At 69.3% G+C, this 22,074-nt stretch carries 21 protein-coding genes; 15 read left to right on the top strand and 6 right to left on the bottom strand.

The window, feature by feature from the left end; all coding sequences use genetic code 11:
* Positions 1–7: 7 nt before the first annotated feature.
* Positions 8–691: a glutathione S-transferase family protein gene (locus AC1DFC_RS03560; protein WP_478178680.1), complete on the top strand. Its 684-nt coding sequence runs from the start codon at positions 8–10 to the stop codon at positions 689–691.
* Positions 688–1,068, top strand: coding sequence for an arsenate reductase (glutaredoxin) (gene arsC / locus AC1DFC_RS03555; RefSeq protein ID WP_056511244.1), 381 nt, complete (start codon positions 688–690; stop codon positions 1,066–1,068). The genes AC1DFC_RS03560 and arsC overlap by 4 nt, the downstream gene beginning before the upstream one ends.
* 4 nt (positions 1,069–1,072) lie before the next feature.
* On the opposite strand, the gene queG is transcribed toward arsC, so the two are convergent.
* Positions 1,073–2,146, bottom strand: coding sequence for a tRNA epoxyqueuosine(34) reductase QueG (queG, locus tag AC1DFC_RS03550; RefSeq protein ID WP_042673949.1), 1,074 nt, complete (start codon positions 2,144–2,146; stop codon positions 1,073–1,075).
* Between queG and tsaE the strand changes: the two genes are divergently transcribed.
* From tsaE to AC1DFC_RS03535, 3 genes are all read left to right on the top strand, one after another.
* Positions 2,132–2,638, top strand: coding sequence for a tRNA (adenosine(37)-N6)-threonylcarbamoyltransferase complex ATPase subunit type 1 TsaE (gene tsaE / locus AC1DFC_RS03545; protein ID WP_007836569.1), 507 nt, complete (start codon positions 2,132–2,134; stop codon positions 2,636–2,638). The genes queG and tsaE overlap by 15 nt on opposite strands.
* Positions 2,635–4,122, top strand: a complete 1,488-nt coding sequence (locus tag AC1DFC_RS03540; protein WP_007836571.1) for an N-acetylmuramoyl-L-alanine amidase — start codon at positions 2,635–2,637, stop codon at positions 4,120–4,122. The genes tsaE and AC1DFC_RS03540 overlap by 4 nt, the downstream gene beginning before the upstream one ends.
* Positions 4,123–4,272: 150 nt before the next feature.
* Positions 4,273–4,560: a glycine zipper domain-containing protein gene (locus AC1DFC_RS03535; protein ID WP_007836573.1), complete on the top strand. Its 288-nt coding sequence runs from the start codon at positions 4,273–4,275 to the stop codon at positions 4,558–4,560.
* 60 nt (positions 4,561–4,620) lie between these two features.
* Here the strand turns inward: AC1DFC_RS03535 and AC1DFC_RS03530 are convergent, their stop codons facing one another.
* Positions 4,621–5,280, bottom strand: a complete 660-nt coding sequence (locus tag AC1DFC_RS03530; protein ID WP_007836574.1) for a DedA family protein — start codon at positions 5,278–5,280, stop codon at positions 4,621–4,623.
* A gap of 115 nt (positions 5,281–5,395) precedes the next feature.
* Here AC1DFC_RS03530 and mutL point away from each other — a divergent pair, with 115 nt between their 5' ends.
* Both mutL and AC1DFC_RS03520 read left to right on the top strand, forming a co-directional pair.
* Entirely contained in the window at positions 5,396–7,291 is a 1,896-nt protein-coding gene (mutL, locus tag AC1DFC_RS03525) for a DNA mismatch repair endonuclease MutL (RefSeq protein WP_007836575.1), read from the top strand.
* A 190-nt stretch (positions 7,292–7,481) separates the two neighbouring features.
* Complete coding sequence (locus AC1DFC_RS03520) at positions 7,482–8,432, top strand: alpha/beta hydrolase (RefSeq protein ID WP_237726147.1); 951 nt, start codon at positions 7,482–7,484, stop codon at positions 8,430–8,432.
* 48 nt (positions 8,433–8,480) lie between these two features.
* Here AC1DFC_RS03520 and AC1DFC_RS03515 read toward each other — a convergent pair whose 3' ends face one another.
* The 3 genes from AC1DFC_RS03515 to AC1DFC_RS03505 are packed head-to-tail and all read right to left on the bottom strand — an operon-like array spanning position 8,481 to position 11,641.
* Entirely contained in the window at positions 8,481–10,727 is a 2,247-nt protein-coding gene (locus AC1DFC_RS03515) for a xanthine dehydrogenase family protein molybdopterin-binding subunit (protein WP_413312514.1), read from the bottom strand.
* A 10-nt stretch (positions 10,728–10,737) separates the two neighbouring features.
* On the bottom strand, positions 10,738–11,211 hold the full coding sequence (locus tag AC1DFC_RS03510) for a (2Fe-2S)-binding protein (protein WP_007836578.1): 474 nt from the start codon (positions 11,209–11,211) through the stop codon (positions 10,738–10,740).
* Between the two features lie 34 nt (positions 11,212–11,245).
* On the bottom strand, positions 11,246–11,641 hold the full coding sequence (locus AC1DFC_RS03505; protein ID WP_478178679.1) for a c-type cytochrome: 396 nt from the start codon (positions 11,639–11,641) through the stop codon (positions 11,246–11,248).
* Between the two features lie 245 nt (positions 11,642–11,886).
* Here AC1DFC_RS03505 and miaA point away from each other — a divergent pair, with 245 nt between their 5' ends.
* On the top strand, positions 11,887–12,921 hold the full coding sequence (gene miaA / locus AC1DFC_RS03500) for a tRNA (adenosine(37)-N6)-dimethylallyltransferase MiaA (protein WP_478178678.1): 1,035 nt from the start codon (positions 11,887–11,889) through the stop codon (positions 12,919–12,921).
* Complete coding sequence (locus tag AC1DFC_RS03495) at positions 12,918–13,571, top strand: ABC transporter ATP-binding protein (protein ID WP_413312522.1); 654 nt, start codon at positions 12,918–12,920, stop codon at positions 13,569–13,571. Before miaA ends, AC1DFC_RS03495 begins: the two co-directional genes overlap by 4 nt.
* A 1-nt stretch (position 13,572) precedes the next feature.
* Here AC1DFC_RS03495 and AC1DFC_RS03490 read toward each other — a convergent pair whose 3' ends face one another.
* Positions 13,573–14,535 (bottom strand): threo-3-hydroxy-L-aspartate ammonia-lyase, encoded by a 963-nt coding sequence (locus AC1DFC_RS03490; protein WP_478178677.1) that lies wholly within the window; start codon positions 14,533–14,535, stop codon positions 13,573–13,575.
* 112 nt (positions 14,536–14,647) lie between these two features.
* Here AC1DFC_RS03490 and AC1DFC_RS03485 point away from each other — a divergent pair, with 112 nt between their 5' ends.
* The 6 genes from AC1DFC_RS03485 to AC1DFC_RS03460 all read left to right on the top strand — a co-directional run bounded on the left by AC1DFC_RS03485 (position 14,648) and on the right by AC1DFC_RS03460 (position 22,073).
* Complete coding sequence (locus AC1DFC_RS03485) at positions 14,648–15,352, top strand: GntR family transcriptional regulator (protein WP_413331866.1); 705 nt, start codon at positions 14,648–14,650, stop codon at positions 15,350–15,352.
* Entirely contained in the window at positions 15,349–16,224 is an 876-nt protein-coding gene (locus AC1DFC_RS03480) for a phytanoyl-CoA dioxygenase family protein (RefSeq protein WP_413331865.1), read from the top strand. The genes AC1DFC_RS03485 and AC1DFC_RS03480 overlap by 4 nt, the downstream gene beginning before the upstream one ends.
* Positions 16,225–16,229: 5 nt before the next feature.
* Positions 16,230–17,603: an NAD(P)H-dependent oxidoreductase gene (locus AC1DFC_RS03475; protein WP_478178676.1), complete on the top strand. Its 1,374-nt coding sequence runs from the start codon at positions 16,230–16,232 to the stop codon at positions 17,601–17,603.
* Positions 17,604–17,708: 105 nt separating this feature from the next.
* Positions 17,709–18,074, top strand: coding sequence for a YciI family protein (locus AC1DFC_RS03470; protein WP_007836593.1), 366 nt, complete (start codon positions 17,709–17,711; stop codon positions 18,072–18,074).
* Between the two features lie 55 nt (positions 18,075–18,129).
* Positions 18,130–19,362: an RNA polymerase sigma factor gene (locus AC1DFC_RS03465; RefSeq protein ID WP_413312532.1), complete on the top strand. Its 1,233-nt coding sequence runs from the start codon at positions 18,130–18,132 to the stop codon at positions 19,360–19,362.
* A gap of 104 nt (positions 19,363–19,466) precedes the next feature.
* On the top strand, positions 19,467–22,073 hold the full coding sequence (locus AC1DFC_RS03460; protein ID WP_478178675.1) for an FtsX-like permease family protein: 2,607 nt from the start codon (positions 19,467–19,469) through the stop codon (positions 22,071–22,073).
* The last annotated feature ends 1 nt before the right edge of the window (position 22,074 follow it).

The following is a 22,074-nucleotide window of genomic DNA, read 5'->3' as shown; positions in this document are numbered from 1 at the left end:
TGGGGGGATGAGTTCTTCATCACCATCCCCCAGAGAAGACCGCTACACCCTCTACGGAGCGCCCGGTTCGGGCGCCACCCCCATACACGCCGCGCTGACGCTGATCGGCGCGCAGGTCGAAACCGTCGAAATCTCCCCCTGGGAAAGCGAGGCCGAGCGCGAACGCATGTCGAGCATCAATCCGATGCGGCAGGTGCCCGCCCTCGTGCTGCCTTCGGGCGAGTTGATGACCGAGAGCGCGGCCATCCTGATCTGGCTCGGCGACCGCTACCCCGAGGCCGGGCTCTGCCCCGCGCCCGGCGATCCGCTGCGCGCGCGCTACCTGCGATGGATGGTTTACCTGTCGGCGTCCATCTATTCGCTGTTCTGGGTGCGCGACGAACCCACGCGCCTCACGCCCGACCCGGCCGCGCAGGCCGTGATGCTCGAACGCACCGCCGAGCGCATCGCGCACTGCTGGCACCTGATGGACATGCAGATCGACGAGCCCGCGCCCTACCTGCTCGGCGAGAAGCTGAGCATGCTCGACCTGTACGTGACCGTGATGTCGCGCTGGACGCTGCAGCGCACGCGCTTCTACCGCGTGGCGCCGCGCATGGCGCGGGTGGTTCGCCTCGTGGATGCCGATCCCCGGCTGGCAGACTTCTGGGCGGCGCGCTTTCCCTTCACCACGACCCCTTCGACCCCATGACCGCACGCACACCGACCACCGCCTATCCGATGACGATCTATCACAAGCCCAACTGCAGCACCTCGCGCAACGTGCTGTCGCTGATCCGCGAAAGTGGCGTGGAGCCCGAGATCGTGCTGTACCTGGAGACGCCGCCATCGAAGAAGAAGCTGCGCGAGCTGGCGAAGGCGATGAACATGGGTGCGCGCGATCTGCTGCGCGCCAAGGAAGCGCCATACGAAGAACTGAAGCTGGCCGATCCGAAATGGACCGACGACCAGCTGTTCGACGCCATCGTCGAGCATCCGATCCTGCTGCAGCGGCCCATCGTGGTGTCGCCGCGCGGCACGCTGATGTGCCGGCCGTGGGAGCGCGTGCGCGAGATCCTGCCGGCCTGAAGTGTCAGCCCGCGGCCTGCTGCGCCAGGCCCCACGCAACATGCTCGCGCACGAGTTCGCTCGAATGCCCGGCGCGTGTCGCCAGCGCCTCCAGCGCACCGGCCTCGCCCGCTCTCGCCGCATTGCCCAGTGCCACGGCAATGTTGCGCAGCCAGCGCTCATGCCCGATGCGGCGAATGGGACTGCCCTCGGTGCGGCGCAAAAAATCTTCTTCCGTCCACGCAAAGAGCTCGGCCAGCGTGCGTCCCGTGAGCCCTTCGCGCGCATCGAAGTCGGGCAGCTCGCTCTTCTTCGCGAACTTGTTCCAGGGGCAGATCAGCTGGCAGTCGTCGCAGCCGTAGATGCGGTTGCCCATCAGGGGGCGCAGCTCCACCGGAATGGGCCCGCCGTGCTCGATGGTGAGATACGAGATGCAGCGCCGCGCATCCAGCCGCTGCGGCGCGACGATGGCTCGCGTGGGGCAGATGTCGATGCAGGCACTGCAGCTGCCGCAGTGCGCCGTGACGGGCTCGCTCGGCGGCAGTTCCATGTCGACGTAGATCTCGCCCAGGAAGAACATCGAGCCCGCGTTGCGGTCCAGTATCAGCGTGTGCTTGCCGCGCCAGCCCTGCCCGCTGCGCGAGGCCAGCTCGGCTTCGAGCACGGGGGCCGAGTCGGTGAAGGCGCGGTGGCCGAAAGGCCCGACCTCTTGCGCGATGCGCTCGGCCAGTTTTGCGAGGCGGTTGCGCAGCACCTTGTGGTAGTCGCGGCCGCGCGCATAGACCGAGACGATGGCTTCGCCGGGCCGCGTGAGGCGGTCGAACTCGATGGCCTGCCACTCGGACTCTGTGCTGCGCGGCAGATAGTCCATGCGCGCGGTGATCACGCTCACCGTGCCCGGCACCAGTTCGGCCGGACGAGCACGGCGCGTGCCGTGTGTTGCCATGTATTGCATCTCGCCATGGAACCCATGGGCCAGCCATTGCATCAGACCGTCCTCGGCGCTCGATAGATCGACGCCCGCGATCCCGATTTGGGAGAATCCGAGTTCCCGGGCCAAAGCCCGAATACGAACAACGAGTGGATGGCTGACGATCACTTGCCGATTGTAGAAACGCACAAGAACACCCGCATCCTGCGCTGGTGCAGCGAAGCCGACACCGACGCCTTCGCGCGATCGCTGGCCGCTTCGCCCGCATTGCGCGACGCCTTCATCGCGCTGCAAGGCGACCTCGGCGCCGGCAAGACCACTTTCGTACGCCACCTGCTGCGCGCGCTCGGCATCGCGGGCCGCATCAAGAGCCCCACCTACGCGGTGGTCGAGCCCCACGAAGCGCCCGACGGCCTGCAGATCTTCCATTTCGACTTCTACCGCTTCGCCGATCCGCGCGAATGGGACGACGCCGGCTTCCGCGACATCTTCGCAGGGCCGGGCCTCAAGCTGGCCGAATGGCCGGAGAACGCCGCGGGCCGCACACCAGTTGCCGACCTCGCTATTAAAATAGAAGCAATGACCGACGACACACGCAGCGTGACCCTCCTCGCGAACACCCCTCGCGGCAGCGATCTGCTGGCGCGCACCGCCGCATGAAGGGGCGCGGCCTGAAACGGCGCGTGCTGCTGCAGGGCGGCAGCATCGCGCTGATGCTCGGCGTGCACCAGATCGCACGCGGCGCCACCATCCTCGCGGTGCGCGTCTGGCCGGCGGCCGACTACACGCGCGTGACCATCGAGTCCGATGCGCGGCTCAGTTCGCAGCAGCTCGTGGTCGGCAGCCCGCCGCGCCTGGCCGTCGACATCGAAGGCATCGAGCTCAGCCCCGAGCTGCGCGAACTGGTCGGCAAGATCAAGCCGGGTGACCCGTACATCAACGGCCTGCGCGTCGGCCAGAACGCGCCGAAGGTGGTGCGCATCGTTTTCGACCTGAAGCAGGCCGTGGTGCCGCAGGTGTTCTCGCTCGCGCCCGTGGCTGCATACAAGCACCGATTGGTGCTCGACCTGTATCCCGAGCAGGCGGTCGATCCGATGGAAGCGCTGATCGCCGAGCGCCTGCGCGATGCGCCCCGCGGCGGCAACAGCAACAACAGCTCCGCAGCCGTGGCCGGCGCACCGCCCGCACCGGCACGCCCCGCCCCGCCGGCCGTCGATCCGCTGGGCGACCTGATGGCACAGCAGGCGGTGCGTCCCGGCCCACCCGCACCGCCGCCGCCCGTGGTGACCGGCAGCGAGCGCCCGACGGGACTGCCCGTGCCCCTGACTCCCCCGCCGCCTGCGGTGGCCGCGGCACCCGCCAGGCCCGTCGCGCCGCCGGTAGCCGCCGGACGCGGTGACGCCACGGCGAGCCGCACCGACCGCATCATCATCGTGGCGCTCGACCCCGGCCACGGCGGCGAAGACCCCGGCGCCATCGGCCCCAACGGCACGCGCGAGAAAGACATCGTGCTGCAGGTGGCGCACCGGCTGCGCGAGCGCATCAACGCGAGCAGCGTGAACGGCAGCCCGATGCGCGCGTTTCTCACGCGCGACGCCGACTTCTTCGTGCCGCTGGGCGTGCGCGTGCAGAAGGCGCGGCGTGTGCAGGCCGACCTGTTCGTGAGCATCCATGCCGATGCCTTCACCACGCCCGCCGCGCGCGGCGCCAGCGTGTTCGCGCTGAGCCAGAGCGGCGCGTCGAGCAGCGCGGCGCGCTGGCTCGCCAACAAGGAAAACGACGCCGACAAGGTTGGCGGCGTGAACGTCGGCAATCACGAGGCACAGGTACAGCGCGCGCTGCTCGACATGAGCACGACCGCGCAGATCAACGACAGCCTGAAGCTCGGCGGCGCAATGCTCGGCGAGATCAAGGGCATCGGTGCGCGGCTGCACAAGGGGCAGGTCGAACAGGCCGGCTTCGCGGTGCTGAAGGCGCCGGACATCCCGAGCGTGCTGGTGGAGACCGCCTTCATCAGCAACCCGGAAGAAGAAGCCAACCTTCGCCGTGTCGACTACCAGGAGAACCTAGCCGATGCGCTGATGCGCGGCATCCAGCGCTATTTCGCCCAGAACCCGCCTCTGGCACGCAGCCGGCAGCTCTGATCTCGCGCTGCGGCTTTTGTAAAGCCAAAGCACGCCTTCCGTCCCACGCCGTGCGGCCCGCTACACCGCACAGGCAGGTGCGGCAGGCTCCTACACCGGGGCACCGCCTTGCGGACATGATGAATCATCACTCCTCGAAAGGTGGACATCATGAACACACGTCTCTGGATCGCTGCAGCCGCAGCCACTTCGGTCATGGCGATTGCAGGCTGCGCGAGCGGCCCTAACCAGAATCTCGGGACCGGGGTAGGCGTCGTAGGCGGCGCGCTGGTGGGCAATGCCATCGGCGGCAACACCGCAAGCACGGTGGGTGGCGCGGCCATCGGCGGCGTCATCGGCAACCAGATCGGTCGCAGTGCCGACGAGCGCAACTACTACAACCAGCAGCGCTATCCGCGGGGCAGCGGCTACTACCCGGGCAACGGGCCGAACTACTGATAGCAGCCTGAACGACAAAGCGCGCCGATTGGCGCGCTTTGTCGTTGATGGAGCAAGTCGTCAGGCCCGCGCCGCGCGCTCCTTCTCTGCCTTCGATGCACGCCACGCGCCAAAGATCGCGAGCAGGCCGGGCACGAAGATCAGCGCCCAGATGATCTTGTCCAGATGCTGGCGCACGAAGGGCAGGTTGCCGAAGAAGTAACCCGCGGTCGCGATGCCCAGCACCCAGAGGAGCCCGCCGATCACGTTGTACATGGTGAACTTCGCGCGGCTCATCTCGGCCACGCCGGCCACGAACGGCGCGAAGGTGCGGATGAAGGGCATGAAACGCGCAAGGATGATGGTGATGCCGCCGTAGCGCTCGTAGAAGCCGTGGGCCTGGTCGAAGGCCTTGCGGTTGAAGAAGCGCGAGTTCTCCCACTGGAACACCTTCGGCCCGAAGTAGCGGCCGATCGAATAGTTGCACTGGTCGCCCAGGATGGCCGCGGCGATGAGGATCCCGCAGGCCAGCGGAAAGCTCATGAGCCCCACGCCGCACAGCGCGCCCACGATGAAGAGCAGCGAGTCCCCGGGCAGGAACGGCATCACCACCGCGCCGGTCTCCACGAAGACGATGAGGAACAGCAGCGCATAGACCCAGGGCCCGTAGGCAATGACGAAGGCTTCGAGGTGCTTGTCGACGTGAAGGATGAAGTCGACGAGAAAGCTGATGATTTCCATGGGGGCGGATTATCCTTGCTGCCACCGAACGCCCTGCCAATCACCCCATGCCGCACATACGCGTGCCACCGATGCGGGCCAGCGCCTGAACGAGCACCGCTTTTAGAATGCCCCGGTGAGCGCCCTCCCCACTTCCATCTCCCCCACCGAACGCCGCCCCATCCGCGAACTCCCCGACGAGCTGATCAGCCAGATCGCCGCCGGCGAAGTCGTTGAGCGCCCCGCCTCGGTGGTGCGCGAACTGCTGGACAACGCGCTCGACGCCGGCGCCGGCCAGATCACGGTGCGGCTGGCCTCGGGCGGCGTGCGGCTGATCTCGGTCGAGGACGACGGCCTGGGCATCCCGCGCGAGGAACTCACGGTGGCCCTGCGCCGCCACGCGACCAGCAAGATCGCGAGCCTCAACGACCTCGAAACGGTCGGCACCATGGGATTCCGGGGCGAAGCGCTGGCCGCCATCAATGCGATCGCCGAACTCAGCATCCTTTCGCGCTTCGCCGGTTCCGAGGGTGCCTTCGCACTCGACGGCCGCACCGGCGAATTGCGGCCCGTGGCCCGCTCCACCGGCACCACGGTCGAGGTGCGCGAGCTGTTCTTCGCAACCCCCGCGCGCCGCAAGTTCCTGAAGACCGACGCCACCGAACTGGCCCATTGCATCGAGGCGGTGCGCCGCCACGCGCTGGCACGGCCGGAGGTGGGCTTTTCGGTCTGGCATGACGGCAAGCTGGTCGAGCAGTGGCGCGCCGCCACCACGCGCGAGCAGCGGCTGGCCGATGCACTGAGCGACGATTTCGTGGCGCAGAGCGTGGCCGTCGAGCGCGAAGGCGGCCCGGTGCGCGTGATCGGCCGCGCCGGCATTCCCGATGCGGCGCGCTCGCGCGGCGACCAGCAGTTCTTCTACGTCAACGGCCGCTTCGTGCGCGACAAGGTGCTCTCGCACGCGGTGCGCAGCGCGTACGAAGACGTGCTGCACGGACAGCGCCAGCCGATCTATGCGCTGTACCTCGAAATCGATCCGGCGCGCGTCGACGTGAACGTGCATCCGACCAAGATCGAAGTGCGCTTTCGCGACGGGCGCGAGGTGCACCAGGCGGTGCGCCACGCCATCGAGGACGCGCTGGCGGCTCCACGCGCGGGCGACGCCGTGGTGGCCGCGGGCGCACCGCAGCCGTTCTTCAAGCAGGCCCCGCTGCCATCGAACGCCAGTTGGGCGCAGCCCGCCATCAATTTCACGGCGCGGGAACGCGGCGCCGGCGACTTCGAGGCCATGTGGCCCAGGCGCAGCGAGCAGTTGGCGCATACGGCGGAGCCCACCGCCTCGCTCCTTTGGCCTTCCGCCAGTGCGGTTGCGACGACGTTCCCGCCATCCGCAGGGCTGCCCGCGGACGACCGCGCCGACACCGCCCCCCTCGCCACCAACGAGGAGGCCTGGCCGCTGGGCCGCGCGCTGGCCCAACTGCAGGGCATCTACATCCTGGCCGAGAACAGCCAGGGCCTGGTGATCGTCGACATGCACGCTGCGCACGAGCGCATCGTCTACGAGCGACTCAAGACGCAGCTCGAAGGCGCAGCCATCGCCAGCCAGCCGCTGCTGATCCCGGCCACCTTCGCCGCCACGCCGCAGGAAGTGGCCACGGCCGAAGCCTGCGCCGAAGTGCTGCCGACGCTGGGCCTGGAAATCACCCCCTTCTCGGCGCGCACCCTCGCGGTGCGTGCCGTGCCCGGAACACTGGCCGACGGCGATCCGGTGGAACTGGCGCGCAGCGTGCTGGCCGAGCTGGGCCAGCACGACGCGAGCACCGTGGTGCAACGCGCCCAGAACGAACTGCTGTCCACCATGGCCTGCCACGGGGCAGTGCGGGCCAACCGAAAGCTCACCATCGACGAGATGAACGCACTGTTACGCCAGATGGAAGCAACAGAACGTTCGGACCAATGCAACCACGGCCGGCCGACCTGGCGCCAGCTGTCGATCCGCGAGCTCGATTCGCTGTTCATGCGTGGCCGATAGGCAGATCCGCGTTTTTAGGCCTTTTTTCTAGGGTTTTCCGCCGTCATCGGAATTGTGGGCACGTACGTTGCATAGGTTCGTCAAGACGCCAGCGAGCGTTGTTTCGGGGGGTTACCAAAGTGCAGTGTCGGCGCACCTCGGTGAAAGCAGATGAACTTTTCAGCCGGCTCTGCTGTCCTTCAACCCCATGATGAAACGCTGGACCCTCCTCGCGTCTGTCCTCTCGCTGTGTGCCCTGCTGGCCGCCGGCTGCTCGACGCTCGACGAGCGGCAGCGCGAATGGATCTTTCAGCCCAGCGATAGCAGCTGGGGCAATACCGCCACCATGGCCAAGGGCATGGAAGACGTGTGGATCGATTTCCAGTCGTCCACCACCGGTGAGCCCGCCCGCCTGCACGGCCTGTGGCTGGGCGGCGCGCCCGAGACCACCGACACGCCCGTGCTGCTGTACCTGCACGGTGCCCGCTACAACGTGGCCGGCTCGGCGCCGCGCATCCAGCGCATGCACGAGCTGGGCTTCTCGGTTCTGGCGATCGACTACCGCGGCTTCGGCAAGAGCTCCAAGGGCCTGCCCTCGGAAGAGTCGGCCCGCGAGGACGCCCGCGCCGCCTGGACCTGGCTGGCTGCGCGCCATCCCAGGCAGCACCGCTACATCTTCGGCCACTCGCTGGGCGGCGCCATCGGCATCGACCTGGCGGCGCATGTGAACGACGAAAGCGGCACCATCGTGGAGAGCACTTTCACTTCCATCGCCGACGTGGTCAGCGGCTTCAAATGGGGCTGGCTTCCCTTCGGGGCCCTCATCACGCAGCGCTTCGAGGCCATCAACACCGTCAAGGACATCGGTGCGCCGCTGCTGGTGGTGCATGGCACGGCCGACAGCCTGATCAACCCCACGCTGGGCCGCAAGCTCTACGACGCGGCCACCGTGCCCAAGCTGTTCGTGCTGGTCGAAGGCGGCTCGCACCACAACACCAACTCGGTCGGCGAGGCGCAGTACCGCGCGGCGCTGGCACAGCTGTTCCGCATGAAGCCCGAGGGCATGGTGGCGCGCAACCAGCCGAAGCTGTCGCCGCCCTCGCTGGCTCCGCAGGACGTGCACGGCGAGGCGCGCGCGAGCAGCGTGCCCGCGGCGATCTAGCCCGGGGCTGCGTTCGAAAGGACAACCCCCTTCGAACGCAATCCCGTATCAGGCCAGGTTGAAAGGCAGTTGCCGCAAAGGCTTGCCCGTCAGCTGCGCGACGGCATTGGCGAACGCGGGCGCCAGCGGCGGCAGGCCGGGCTCGCCCATCCCCTTGGGCGCATCGGCGCTGGGCACGATGTGGATGTCGAACTCCGGCACCTGCGTGATGCGCGCCACGGTGAAGTCGCCGAAGTTGCCCTGCTGCACCACGCCGTCCTTCAGCGTGATCGCGCTGCCTTGCAGGCAGGTCGACAGCCCCATCACCGCCGCGCCCTGCACCTGCGCCTCCACGCTGCGCGGGTTGACGGCGAGGTTGCAGTGCACGCCGCTGGTCACGCGGTGCAGCACCGGCTGGCCGTCCTTGACCGAGGCTTCCACCACGTAGGCCACCACAGATTCGAAGGACTCGTGCACCGCCACGCCCCAGGCGCGGCCATCCGCCAGCTTCTTCTTGCCGTAGCCGCTCTTGTCCACGGCCAGCTGCAGCGCGGCGCGATGGCGCGGGTGCTTGTCGCCGAACAGCTGCATGCGGTAGGCCACCGGGTCCTGCCTGGTGCTGCGGGCGATCTCGTCGATCAGTGTTTCCATCACGAAGGCGGTGTGGGTGGAACCCACGCTGCGCCACCACAGCACCGGCACGTTGACCTGCGGATGGTGTACCGTGAGGCGCATCGGCACCGGGTACGGATCGCGCATGCCCTCGACGGCCGTGGCGTCGATGCCATCCTTCACCATCATCCCGGCGAACACCGTGCCCGCGGTGATGGACTGGCCCACGATGACGTGGTCCCAAGCCAGGATCTTGCCTCGCTCGTCGAAGCCGATGCGCGCGCGGTGCAGGTGCATGGGGCGGTAGTAGCCGCCCTTGATGTCGTCCTCGCGGCTCCACAGCAGGCGCACGGGCGCGTCGAGGCCTGCCGCGCGCGTGGCCTTGGCGATCTCGCAGGCCTCGACCACGAAGTCGCTCGAGCCCACGAAGCGCCGGCCGAAACCGCCGCCCGCCATCTGCACGTTCACCTTCACCTGCGAGGGATCGAGCTTCAGCGTGCGTGCCGCAGCCTGGCCGTCGAGGTCGGCGCTCTGGGTGCCGACCCACAGTTCGGCGCGTCCGTCCGACAGCTTCACGGTGCAGTTCAGTGGCTCCATCGGCGCGTGCGCGAGGTACGGAAACACGAACTCGGCCTCGAGCTTGCGCGGCGCGGTGGCCAGCGGTGCCATGTCGGCGTCGAACTTGCGATTGCCGGGACGGCCGGCGAGGTCACGGTATTGGACCAGCTGCTTGTCGCTGTCCACCTTTTCCACGGCGGCCGTGTCCCATTGCAGCTTCAGCGCGTCGCGGCCCAGCTTGGCCGGCCAGTAGCCGTCGGCCACCACGGCCACGCCTTCGGCGCCGCGGTCCAGCGGGATGCGCACCACGGCCTTCACGCCCTTGACGGCGCGCGCGGCGCTGTCGTCCACCGAGGCCAGGCGGGCGCCGAACACCGGCGGATGCGCCACCACGGCCGTGAGCTGGCCCGGCTGCCGCACGTCGATGCCGAAGTCCTGCTTTCCGCTGCTCTTGGCGCGCGCGTCCAGGCGCGTCGTTGCGCGGCCGATGATCCGGAAGTCCTTGGGGTTCTTCAACGTGACCTTCTCGGGCACCGGCAGCGCCATGGCCGCCTCGGCCAGTTCGCCGTAGCCCAGTTTGCGGCCGCCCGGGCCCAGCACCGTGCCGGCCTGCGTGCGCAGCGTGGCCGGGTCGACCTTCCAGCGCGCCGCCGCAGCCGACAGCAGCATGGCCCGGGCGCGGGCGCCGAGTTCGCGGTACTGCGTGAAGCTGTTCTTGATCGAATTGGAGCCGCCGGTCAGGTGCATGCCGAACAGAGGGTCTGCGTATGCCGCATCGTTCGTGCCGTTGCGGCTGCGCACCAGCGCCCAGTCGGCGTCCAGTTCCTCGGCCAGGATCATCGGCAGGCCGGTCTGCACGCCCTGGCCGAATTCGAGCCGGTTGATGGTCACCGTGACTTCGCCGCTGGGCGCGATCTGCACGAAGGCCGAGGGTTGCTGCGTCGGCTTGAGGCCGCCGGCCGCTGGCTTTGCACCATCGGCCTGCGCCATGGCCAGGTGGGGAAAGGCGCCGAGCGCGAGGCCGCCGGCACCGGCCATCTTGAGGAAGCTGCGGCGAGGCAGCGTGGCGGGCTCTTCGGCCGAAGCCTGGGCCATCAGGCGCTGCAGGGCGCGCGGCAGGTCGTGGTAGTCGATGGAGGGCAGCATGAGGACTCCTTCAGGCGAGGGTTCGGGCCGCATCGGCCACGGCGGCGCGGATGCGCGCATAGGTGCCGCAGCGGCAGATGTTGCCGGCCATGGCCGAGTCGATCTCGTCGGCGCTGGGCTGCTTGCCCGCGGGGAGCGACTTCAGGAACGCGGTCGCGCTCATGATCTGCCCGCTCTGGCAGTAGCCGCACTGCGCGACGTCGTGCCGCACCCAGGCGGCGTGCACCGCGGCGCCGACCTTGTCGCTGCCGTCGGTGGCGGCCTCGATGGTGGTGATCTTCTTGCCTTCGGCCGCGGCGATGGGCGTGATGCACGAGCGGATGGCCTGGCCGTCCATGTGCACGGTGCAGGCACCGCACAGCGCGGCACCGCAGCCGAACTTGGTGCCGGTCATGCCCAGCGAGTCGCGCAGGGCCCAGAGGATGGGGGTGCCGGGATCGGCATCGACCGTGTGTTCACGGCCATTGACGTGGAGCGCACTCATGTTCTTTTTCTCCGTGGGTGGTTGAGGGTCGGATTCACTTGGCGCCGTCGAGCAGCCACTGGGCCAGCGACTGCAGGTCGGCATCGGGCACCTGGGCCTGCGGCGGCATCGGCATCGCGCCCCATTTGCCCGAGCTGCCTGCCTTGATGCTTGCGGCCAACTGTGCGGCCGTGCCCTTGCCGTCGCCGTATTTGGCGCCGATGTCTTTCCAGGACGGGCCCACCACCTTGGTCGCGGGCTGGTGGCATGCGACGCATGAATACTTTTGCGCCAGCGCCTGGTTCGCTGCGGCGTGCAGTGGCCACACGGCGCCTGCACCAAGGCCCAGGACCATTGCGAAGGAGGCGACAAGGGAGCCCGGCGCCCTCGCGGCGCGATCCGTGCCGCATGGCTGAATCCGCTGGAGTTCGGTCGTTTCTGTTTTCGTCATGGCATCGTGAGAAAAAGGAATTGTCTGATTCGACGGATGGCCCTCTGCGCATGCCGCGGCATGCGGGCCGGCACGTCGCCGGCCAGTGTCGGGCGAAGACCCGTCGGCCGCTAGCCTGATTCGCGCGTGTTCTTGCCTGAAACTCCAAGACTGCGCCGTCAACGCGTGGGCCCGGGAAGCGCGGCCGCGGGCCATCCGCCCCGGTCCGCAAACCGGCACGCGCCATTTGCTACCCTCGGCGCATCATGTCTCCCAGCTTCGCACCGGCCGCCGAGGCCCCATCTCCGGCTTCTCCGGCATCGCCCGCCGCTGCGCGCTCCGATCCGCCGCGCTACGTGGCGCTGGCCGGCCCCACCGCTTCGGGCAAGACGGCCGCCGCGCTGGCGCTCGCGCGCATCCAGCCGGTGGAAATCGTCTCGGTGGATTCGGCACTCGTCTACCGCGGCATGAACATCGGCACCGCCAAGCCCACGCCCGCCGAACAGGCCGCCGTGCCGCATCACCTGATCGACATCCTCGATCCGCGCGAGAGCTACAGCGCCGCCGCGTTCGTGGCCGACGCCACTCGGCTCATCGGCGAGATCCGCGCGCGCGGCGCGCTGCCGCTGCTGGTGGGCGGCACGATGCTTTATTTCAAGGCGCTGTTCGACGGTATCGACGCCATGCCCACGGCCGATGCCGCAGTGCGCGCGCGCATCGATGCGGAAGCCGCCACGCTCGGCTGGCCGGCCATGCACGCGCGGCTCGCGCAGGTCGACCCGGTCACGGCCGCGCGGCTCGCGCCGCAGGACAGCCAGCGCATCCAGCGCGCGCTCGAAGTGTGGGAGAGCAGCGGCCAGCCGCTGTCGAGCTTTCATGCGAGCGACAACAAGACCGCCAAGGCTGTCGAAGGCGGCGTGCTGTTCTCGCTCGAGCCGGCCGACCGCGCCTGGCTGCACACGCGCATCGCCGAGCGCTTCGACGCGATGCTTGCGGCCGGCTTCCTCGACGAAGTGCGTTCGTTGCGCGCGCGCGGCGACCTGTCGACCGAGTTGCCCTCGATGCGCTGCGTCGGCTACCGGCAGGCGTGGGAAACGCTCGATGCCTGCGACAACGCGGCACCCTCCGCCAAGGCCATGGCCGAGCTGCGCGAACGTGGCATCGCCGCCACACGCCAGCTTGCCAAGCGGCAGATCACCTGGCTGCGCAGCATGTCGCAGCGCACCGTGATCGCCTGCGACGCGCCCGACGCGGTGCAGGCCGCCGTTCAACTGATCGCCAAGACCACAAGCCCCGGATGACGCTGCGCATTTCCAACCTCGGCAAGCACTACGGCGATGCGCCTGTCTTCGAGAACGTGACGCTGGAGGTCCGGCCCGGCGAGTTCGTCGCCGTCGTAGGCGAATCGGGCGTCGGCAAGTCGACGCTGCTCAACTGCATGGCCGGCCTTGACAGCTGGGACCAGGGCACGGTCACGCACGAAGGCACCGACATCGGCGCGCTCGACGGCGAGGCCTGCGCGCTCTGGCGGCGGCGGCACGTCGGCTTCGTGTTCCAGGCCTTCCACGTGCTGCCGCACCTCGACGTGGCGCAGAACGTGTCGCTGCCGCTGATGCTGCTCGGCGCACAGCAGAAGGACGACGCCCGCGTCGCGCACATGCTCGAATCGGTGGGCCTGCCCGGCATGGGCGCTCGGCTGCCGCAGACGCTGTCGGGCGGCCAGTTGCAGCGCGTGGCGATTGCGCGCGCGCTGGTGCACCGCCCCGCCCTGCTGCTGGCCGACGAGCCCACGGGCAACCTCGATCCGTCCACCGCTGCAAAGGTGATGGAACTGCTGATCAGCCAGACCCGCGAGCACGGTGCATCGCTGGTGCTGGTGACGCACTCCGAGAGCGCGGCGGCCCGGGCCGACCGCCTGCTGCACCTGACGGCCGGCGGAATACGCGCCTGAACTACTGCGGCGCGATCAGCGCGGCGTAGCGCGACAGGTCGACGTTGCCGCCGCTGATCACGATGCCGACGCGCTGTCCGGCGACGGCCTTGCCGGCCGCAATGGCGCCTGCAAGGGCAAGGCAGCCGGTCGGCTCCACCACCATCTTCATGCGCTCGGCGAAGAAGCGCATCGCGTCGACGAGCTGCTCGTCGGTGACGGTGAAGATGTCGTCCACGTCACGGCGGATGATGCCGAAGGTGTACTCGCCCAGGTGCTGCGTCTGTGCACCGTCGGCTATGGTCTTCGGCGTTTCGATGTGCACGATCTTCCCCGCACGGAACGACTGCTGGCCGTCGTTGCCCGCCTCGGGCTCGACGCCATAGACCCTGCAGTTCGGCGCCAGCGCGCGCGCCGACAGCGCCGAACCCGACAGCAACCCGCCGCCGCCCAGGCACACGAACAGGTGGTCGAGCGGGCCGGTTTCCTCGATCAGTTCCTTCACCGCCGTGCCCTGCCCCGCAAGCACGTCGGGATGGTCGTAGGGCGGGATCATCGTCATGCCGCGCTCCTGCGCGAGCCGCTTCGTCAGCGCCTCGCGGTCTTCGGTGAAGCGGTCGTACATCACCACTTCCGCGCCGTAGCCCTTGGTGGCGGCGACCTTGGCGGCGGGCGCGTCCTTGGGCATGACGATCACCGCCGGCATCGCCAGCAGGCGCGCCGACAGCGCGATGGCCTGCGCATGGTTGCCCGACGAGAACGCGATCACGCCGCCCTTGCGCTGCGCGGCATCGAACTTCGACAGCGCGTTGAACGCGCCGCGGAACTTGAATGCGCCCATGCGCTGGAAGTTCTCGCACTTGAAGAAGAACTCGGCGCCCCAGCGTTCGTTGGCGGTGGCCGAGCGCAGCACCGGCGTGCGGTGGGCATGGCCTTCGAGCCGCGCGGCCGCGGCAATGACGTCGTCATAGGTAGGTAATTGCATGGGCCGAGCTTAGCGGGGGCTCGCGTTTTTTTGCAGCCCCGATGGGTAAAAACCCGGGATGCATGCTCGCGCAATTTCTGTACTCTGTATACAGAGTTCGAAGAAAGCCGACATGCCCGCCCAGCTCCTCAGCATCGAAGTCGCTCCCGACCTCGTCGACCAGGTCTACCGCGCCCTGCTCGGCGCCATCAGCAGCGGCACGCTCGCGCCGGGCGAACGCATCACGCAGGAAGACATCGCTCAGCGCCTCTCGGTGTCTCGCCAGCCCGTGCTCCAGGCGCTGCGGCTGCTCAAGAAAGACGGCTTCGTGCTCGACGCGCCCGGCCGCGGCGTGCTGGTGGCGCCGCTGGAAGCTGAGGCGATGCGCCAGGTCTACCAGGTGCGTGGCGCGCTCGACGTGCTGGCCGCACGGCTCGCGGCGCGCCAGCGTTTTCGCATCGACCTGAAGCTCATCGAACGCGGCCGGCGTGCCGCGCGCGGGCGCAATGTCGAAGCCATGATCGATGCGGACGTGGCCTTTCACCAGGCCATCTACGAGGCCTCGGGCAACCCGCTGATCGGCCAGAGCGCCGACCCGCATTGGCGTCACCTGCGCCGCGCGATGGGCGCGGTGCTGCAGGCGGAGCCGCAGCGCGAATCGCTGTGGGACGAGCACGAGGCGATCGCCGCGGCCATTGCCGCCGGCAACGCGGACCGCGCCGCACGCCTGAGCGAAGAACACGTCTCTCGGGCCAGCCAGGCATTGAGCGAACGGCTCGCGCAGCAACTGGCGCGCACCGCATCCACCACCACGCAGAAAAAAGGAGACAAGGCATGAAGCTGCCCCCCGAGCAACGCGCGCAGTTCGAGCGCGACGGCTATCTGTTCTTTCCCGGCCATTTCTCGGCTGAAGAAACCAGGGTGCTGACCGACGCGGTGCCCGATCTCTACAGCAGGCGCGAAGCCTTCAACGTGCGCGAGAAAGGCTCCGACGCCGTGCGCACGAACTTTGCCGCGCACCTCGTCAGCGAGCCCTTCGCCCGCCTGGCGCGCCATCCGCGCATGGTCGGCCCGGTGACCGACCTCTTCGACGAAGAGGTCTACATGCACCAGTTCAAGATCAACGGCAAGATGGCCTTCGAGGGCGACGTGTGGCAGTGGCACCAGGACTACGGCACCTGGCTCAACGATGACCTGATGCCCACCGAACGCGCGATGAACGTCGCGATCTTTCTCGACGAGGTGACCGAGCACAACGGCCCGCTGATGTTCATTCCGGGCAGCCACCGCAAGGGCGTGGTCGATGCGAAGCATGACCTCACGACCACCAGCTACCCGCTGTGGACCGTGGACAACGACCTGATCCGCCAGCTGGTGGATCGCGCGGGCGGCAAGCACGGCGGCATCGTCTCGCCCAAGGGCCCGGCCGGCTCGATGATCCTCTTTCACAGCTGCCTCGTACATGCATCGGGCAGCAACCTCTCGCCCTTCAACCGCGTGGCGGTGTACCTGAGCCTGTGCGCCGTCAGCAATCACATCCGGCGCCACAAGCGGCCCGAGTACATCGCGCACCGAAACTTCACGCCCATCGAGATGCTGCCCGACGACTGCCTGCTGAAGCCCTACCCCGTCGAGGTGCCGTGGAAGAACGGCCTGCCAGAGAGCGCATTGCGCACCTCGCTCGACGTGCTCGACACCGTGGAGGCCTGAACGACATGAGTCTGCACGCCCGCCTGCAGCAGCGCGCCGCAGAAGGCCGCCCCGTCCGCATCGGCCTGATTGGCGCCGGCAAGTTCGGCGCGATGTACCTCGCGCAGATTCCGCGCACGCCCGGCGTGCAACTGGTCGCCATTGCCGACCTCTCGCCCGACGCGGCCCGTGTCAACCTCGAACGCGTGGGCTGGAAGGCGGGGCGCGCCGCCGCGGCTTCGGCGCAGGAAGCGCTGAAGCAAGGCACCACCTGGATCACCGACGACTGGCAGGCCGTGACGCGCGAGCCATCGATCGACATCGTGGTCGAGTGCACGGGCAACCCGATCGCCGCGGTCGACCACTGCCTGGACGCATTCGCGCACGGCAAGCACGTGGTGAACGTGACGGTCGAGGCCGATGCCTTCTGCGGCCCGCTGCTCGCCCGCCGGGCACAGCAGGCCGGCGTGGTGTATTCGCTCGCCTTCGGCGACCAGCCCGCGCTGATCTGCGACCTGGTCGACTGGGCGCGCACCTGCGGCTTTCCGGTGGTGGCGGCCGGGCGCGGCCACAAGTGGCTGTCGCACTTCACCGAATCGACTCCCGAGACGGTGTGGGGCAACTACGGCCTCACGCCCGAGCAGGCCAGGCGCGGCGGTCTCAACCCGAAGATGTTCAACAGCTTTCTCGACGGCTCCAAGCCTTCCATCGAAAGCTCGGCGGTCGCCAACGCCACCGGCCTCACCGTGCCGTCGGACGGCCTGCTCTACCCGCCCGCGAGCGTGGAGGACATTCCCTTCGTCACGCGGCCGAAGAGCGAGGGCGGCGTGCTGGAGCGCAAGGGCATGGTCGAGGTGGTGTCCTCGCTGGAGGCCGACGGGCGGAAGATCCCGTACGACATCCGCATGGGCGTGTGGGTCACGGTCGAGGCCGAGACCGACTACATCCGGAACTGCTTCGAGGAATACAACGCCCACACCGACCCCAGCGGGCGCTACTTCACGCTCTACAAGCGCTGGCATCTGATCGGCCTCGAAGTCGGCATGTCGGTGGCCAGCGTAGCGCTGCGCGGCGAGCCCACCGGTGTCGCCACCTGCTGGAACGCCGACGTGGTCGCCACCGCCAAGCGCGACCTGCCGGCAGGCGAAATGCTCGACGGCGAAGGCGGCTACACGGTGTGGGGCAAGCTGCTGCCGGCCGAGCGCTCTCTGCGCCTGGGCGGCCTGCCGCTCGGGCTGGCGCACAACGTCAAGCTGGTGCGCCCGGTGAAGAAGGGCCAGAGCCTGAGCTGGGCCGACGTGGCGATCGACAGGACGACCGCAGCCTACAAGCTGCGCAGCGAGATGGAGGCGATGTTCGCGCCTTCGGGGCGGGCATTGCACCCGACGGCAATCGCGTAAAAAATCTTCTGCTCGACACGCCCTGCGTGTCGAAATGACCGCCGGCGGGCCGTCATTGTGGTGAGCGATCCTGCTCGACAGCCTTTTCCATGACGGAGAGACACCATGCAGTACATGTTGATGTTCTATCAGCCCGCGGCCGAATTCGAACAACGCGAAGATGCGTCCTCGCAGGCCTACCGGGCCAGCTGGGTCGCGTACGCCGACGCCGTGCGCCAGGCCGGCATTTCGCTCGGCGGCCACGGCCTTTTCCCGCCCATGACCGGCACCACGCTGCGCGTGCGCGGCGACAAGCGCCAGGTGCAGGACGGCCCCTTCGCCGACACCAAGGAGCAGCTCGGCGGCTACTTCGTGGTCGACGTGCCCAACCTCGACGTGGCACTCGAGTGGGCGGCGCGTGCCCCCTGCGCCACCAGCGGTGGAGTGGAGGTCCGGCCCGTCTTCACGGCCACGGCTGTAGCAACGGCATGAGCCGCCGGGCCGCTCCCAAGGCGAATACCGCAGCGCGGAGCGCGGAGGTTCTCGGGTGAGCAATCCGGCAGCTCGCCAGGCCGCCGAGCGTGCGGCGCGCGATTCGTATGGCCGGCTGCTGGCCATCCTGTCGGCGCGCACGCACGACATCGCCGCATCGGAAGACGCATTGGCCGACGCCTTCGCGCGAGCACTCGAGCGCTGGCCGGCCGATGGCATTCCCGCACAGCCCGACGCATGGCTGCTGAGCGTGGCGCGGCACCGCAAGCTCGACGCCTGGCGCCACACCCGCGTACAGGACGCGGCGACGCAAAGCCTGATGTTGCTGGCCGGCGAGGTCGACGAAGGCACCACCGACGGCGCGGCCGTGCCCGACGAGCGGCTGCGCCTGCTCTTCGTGTGTGCGCATCCGGCCATCGACGCGGCCGCGCGCGCACCGCTCATGCTGCAGACCGTGCTCGGGCTCGACGCCGCGCGCATGGCCGGCGCCTTCCTCACCGCGCCGGCCACGCTGGGCCAGCGGCTGGTGCGCGCCAAGGCCCGCATCCGCGCGGCCGGCATTCCCTTCGAATATCCGCGAGCGCGCGACCTGCCGCAGCGGCTGCAGGACGTGCTCGACGGCATCTACGCCGCCTACGGCACCGGCTGGGACGACGTGGACGGCGCCGACGCCCTGCCCCGCGGCCTCACGGCCGAGGCCATCGACCTCTGCCGCATCCTCTGTGGCCTGATGCCGAACGAACCCGAGCCGCTCGGCCTGCTCGCGCTGATGCTGTTCTGCGAGGCCCGCACGGCCGCGCGCCGCAGCGATGCCGGCGCTTATGTGCCGCTCGATCAGCAGGACATCACGCGCTGGGACCATGAACTGCTCGCGCAAGCTGAACACCATCTGCGGCGGGCCTGCGCCATGCAGTCGCTCGGCGCCTACCAGCTGGAGGCGGCGATCCAGTCGGCACACTGCGAGCGCCGCGCCGGCGCACCGGTGCCGCCCGAAACACTGGTGGCCCTGTACGAGGGCCTGCTGGCGCTGCGGCCGAGCGTCGGGGCACAGGTCAGCCGCGCCTGCGCGCTCGCCAATGCGCGCGGACCTGAAACCGGCCTGCGGGCGCTCGATGCCATTGCGGCCAATGAGGTGACGAACTACCAGCCCTTCTGGGCGGCGCGCGCCCATCTGCTCGCGGCCGGCGGTGCACGGGCGGCGGCACGGCAGGCCTACGACCGGGCCATCGGGCTCAGCGCCAGCGCGGTGGTGCGTGCGTATCTGCATGCGATGTCGGACCGGCTCTGAGCGGCCGACTCTTCATCAACGCCGCCGTCACTCCCGCGGCGCGGCCACCGGCTCAGTCTCGCGCACCAGCAGCTTCGATCCGCGCACATCGCGACAATCGGCCCATGCGCGCATTGCTCACCACCTTCTCCTGGCAGGAACTCCGCCATCACCCCTGGCGCAATGCGGCGGCCGTGCTGGCGGTGATGCTGGGTGTGGCGCTGGCCTTCTCGGTGCAGCTGATCAATGCGTCGGCGCTCGACGAGTTCGCGAGCGCGGTGCGCTCGGTCAACGGCCAGCCCGACCTGGAAGTGCGCGCCGTGCAGGGTGGCTTCGACGAGGCCGTGTTCGCGCGGCTGGCCCGTCATCCGCAGGTGACGCTGGCGAGCCCCGTGGTCGAGCTCCAGGGCCTGGCGCTGGCGGGCGAGCGCCAGGTTCCGATGCGCGTGATCGGCGTCGATGCGCTGGTGCTGCCTGCCATCGCCCCGGCGCTGATGCCACAGGCCGCAGCCGGTGCCGATCGCTTTGCGCTGTTCGCACCGGGCCATGTGTTTCTCAACACCGCGGCGCGCACCGCGCTGGGCCTGCCCGCGCAAGCGCCCGGCGGTGGCGTCGTGGAGACGATGCAGCTGCGCAGCGGCGATGCCTGGCAGCGGCTCGACGTGTCCGGCCACGTCGCCGCCAGCGGCTCGGCGCTCGCGGTGATGGACATCGCGGCCGCGCAGGAGCTGTTCGGCCAGGTCGGCCGGCTCAGCCGCATCGACCTTCGGCTGGCACCCGGTACCGACAGGGCCGCCTTCATGGCCTCGCTGCAGCAGTCGCCGGGCTGGCCCGCAGGCGTGCAGTTCGCCGAGCCCGGCGATGCGGCCGAGCGCGTGAGCAACCTGTCGCGCGCCTACCGCGTCAACCTGACGGTACTGGCGCTGGTGGCGCTCTTCACGGGCGCGTTCCTGGTGTTCTCGGTGCTGGCGCTCAGCGTGGCCAAGCGCGCGCAGCAGTTCGCGCTGCTCGGCGTGCTGGGCCTGACGCCGCGCGAACGGCTGCGGCTGGTGCTGACCGAATCGCTGGTGCTGGGTCTGATCGGCAGCACGGCCGGGCTCGTGCTCGGCACCGCGCTCGCGGCCTTTGCGCTGCGGGTGCTCGGCGGCGACCTGGGCGGCGGGTATTTCGAATGCGTCGCGCCCAAGCTGCACTGGAGCAGCGGCGCGGCGGCGCTCTACGGCGGACTCGGCGTGGTGGCCGCATTGGTTGGCGGCTGGTGGCCCGCGCGCGCGGCGCAGGCGCTGCCCGAAGCGCAAACACTCAAGGGGCTGGGCGCGGCGCCTACCCAGGGCAACAGCCACTGGCTGGCGCTGGGGCTGATCGCGCTCGGCGCGGTGCTGGCCAACGTGCCGGCCATCGGCGGCATTCCAGTGGCCGCGTATTTGTCGGTGGCCTGCCTGCTGGTGGGCGGCATCACCGCCCTGCCCTGGCTCATCGCGCTGCTGTACGACCGCATCGCGCCCGCGTTCGCGCAACGCGTGCTGCCGATGCTGGCCATCGAGCGCGCGCGCCGCATGCGGGGCACGGCGGCCGTGGCAGTGAGCGGCGTGGTCGCGAGCCTGAGCCTCGCGGTCGCGCTCACGGTGATGGTCGCCAGCTTTCGCGATTCGGTCACGCACTGGCTCGACGTGGTCCTGCCGGCCGACCTGTACCTGCGCGCCACTGCGGGTGGGCGCGGCGGCAACGCCGGCAACAGCAGCAGCACCGACACCGCGACCTTCCCGCCCGCCTTCGTGCAGGCGCTGGCGCAGTTGCCCGGCGTGGCGCGCACGGGCACGCTGCGCACGAAGACACTGCAGCTCGACGCGACCCGGCCCGCGGTCACGCTGATCGCGCGCAGCCTCGAAGGCGGCGCCACGCAGTCGCTGCCGCTGGTGGGCGTCGCGCTGCCGGTGCCCGAGGGGCAGGTCGGCATCTACGTGAGCGAGCCGATGGTCGAGCTGTACGGCGCGAAGCCGGGCACCGCGTTCGCGCCGCTGTCGGCCGCAATGGGCGTGGCAGCCGGCACGAAGAAGCCGCAGGTGTTCTTCGTGGCGGGCGTGTGGCGCGACTATGCGCGGCAGTTCGGCACGGTCACGATGGACGCGCGCGATTTCGAACGCATCACCGGCGAACGCAACGTGAGCGACGTGGCGCTGTGGCTCGCGCCCGGTGCGTCGGAAGGCGCGGTGCAGGCACAGGTGCGCGCACTGGCGGCGCGCCAGGAAGGCGGCTCCGCGGAGTCCGTCGAGATCGCCTCGGTCGGCCAGATCCGCACGACCTCGCTGCGCATCTTCGACCGCAGCTTTGCCGTGACCTACTGGCTGCAGGCGGTGGCCATCGCCATCGGCCTGTTCGGCATCGCCGCGAGCTTCAGCGCGCAGGTGCTGGCACGGCGCAAGGAGTTCGGCCTGCTCGCACACCTGGGCTTCACACGGCGGCAGGTGCTGGCGGTAGTGGCGGGCGAAGGCGCCGCGTGGACGGCCATCGGCGCGGTCGCGGGGCTGCTGCTCGGGCTGGCCGTGTCGGTGGTGTTGGTGAAGGTGGTGAACCCGCAGAGCTTCCACTGGAGCATGGACCTGCTGGTGCCGTGGCTGCGGCTGCTGGCGCTGTGCGGCGCGGTGGTGGTGGCGGGCACCGTCACCGCCTGGCTGGCAGGGCGGGCGGCGGCCGGCAGGGATGTGGTGTTGGCGGTGAAGGAAGACTGGTAGG

This window comes from Variovorax sp. 10L421 (assembly GCF_056395365.1).
This window is presented reverse-complemented; position numbering and strand designations above follow the sequence as displayed.

Coding starts and splice junctions, on each gene's coding strand:
- AC1DFC_RS03560 (WP_478178680.1), top strand. CDS start 8: ATGAGTTCTTCATCACCATCCCCCAGAGAAGACCGCTACACCCTCTAC.
- arsC (WP_056511244.1), top strand. CDS start 688: ATGACCGCACGCACACCGACCACCGCCTATCCGATGACGATCTATCAC.
- tsaE (WP_007836569.1), top strand. CDS start 2,132: ATGGCTGACGATCACTTGCCGATTGTAGAAACGCACAAGAACACCCGC.
- AC1DFC_RS03540 (WP_007836571.1), top strand. CDS start 2,635: ATGAAGGGGCGCGGCCTGAAACGGCGCGTGCTGCTGCAGGGCGGCAGC.
- AC1DFC_RS03535 (WP_007836573.1), top strand. CDS start 4,273: ATGAACACACGTCTCTGGATCGCTGCAGCCGCAGCCACTTCGGTCATG.
- AC1DFC_RS03530 (WP_007836574.1), bottom strand. CDS start 5,280: ATGGAAATCATCAGCTTTCTCGTCGACTTCATCCTTCACGTCGACAAG.
- AC1DFC_RS03520 (WP_237726147.1), top strand. CDS start 7,482: ATGAAACGCTGGACCCTCCTCGCGTCTGTCCTCTCGCTGTGTGCCCTG.
- AC1DFC_RS03515 (WP_413312514.1), bottom strand. CDS start 10,727: ATGCTGCCCTCCATCGACTACCACGACCTGCCGCGCGCCCTGCAGCGC.
- AC1DFC_RS03510 (WP_007836578.1), bottom strand. CDS start 11,211: ATGAGTGCGCTCCACGTCAATGGCCGTGAACACACGGTCGATGCCGAT.
- AC1DFC_RS03505 (WP_478178679.1), bottom strand. CDS start 11,641: ATGACGAAAACAGAAACGACCGAACTCCAGCGGATTCAGCCATGCGGC.
- miaA (WP_478178678.1), top strand. CDS start 11,887: ATGTCTCCCAGCTTCGCACCGGCCGCCGAGGCCCCATCTCCGGCTTCT.
- AC1DFC_RS03495 (WP_413312522.1), top strand. CDS start 12,918: ATGACGCTGCGCATTTCCAACCTCGGCAAGCACTACGGCGATGCGCCT.
- AC1DFC_RS03490 (WP_478178677.1), bottom strand. CDS start 14,535: ATGCAATTACCTACCTATGACGACGTCATTGCCGCGGCCGCGCGGCTC.
- AC1DFC_RS03485 (WP_413331866.1), top strand. CDS start 14,648: ATGCCCGCCCAGCTCCTCAGCATCGAAGTCGCTCCCGACCTCGTCGAC.
- AC1DFC_RS03480 (WP_413331865.1), top strand. CDS start 15,349: ATGAAGCTGCCCCCCGAGCAACGCGCGCAGTTCGAGCGCGACGGCTAT.
- AC1DFC_RS03475 (WP_478178676.1), top strand. CDS start 16,230: ATGAGTCTGCACGCCCGCCTGCAGCAGCGCGCCGCAGAAGGCCGCCCC.
- AC1DFC_RS03470 (WP_007836593.1), top strand. CDS start 17,709: ATGCAGTACATGTTGATGTTCTATCAGCCCGCGGCCGAATTCGAACAA.
- AC1DFC_RS03460 (WP_478178675.1), top strand. CDS start 19,467: ATGCGCGCATTGCTCACCACCTTCTCCTGGCAGGAACTCCGCCATCAC.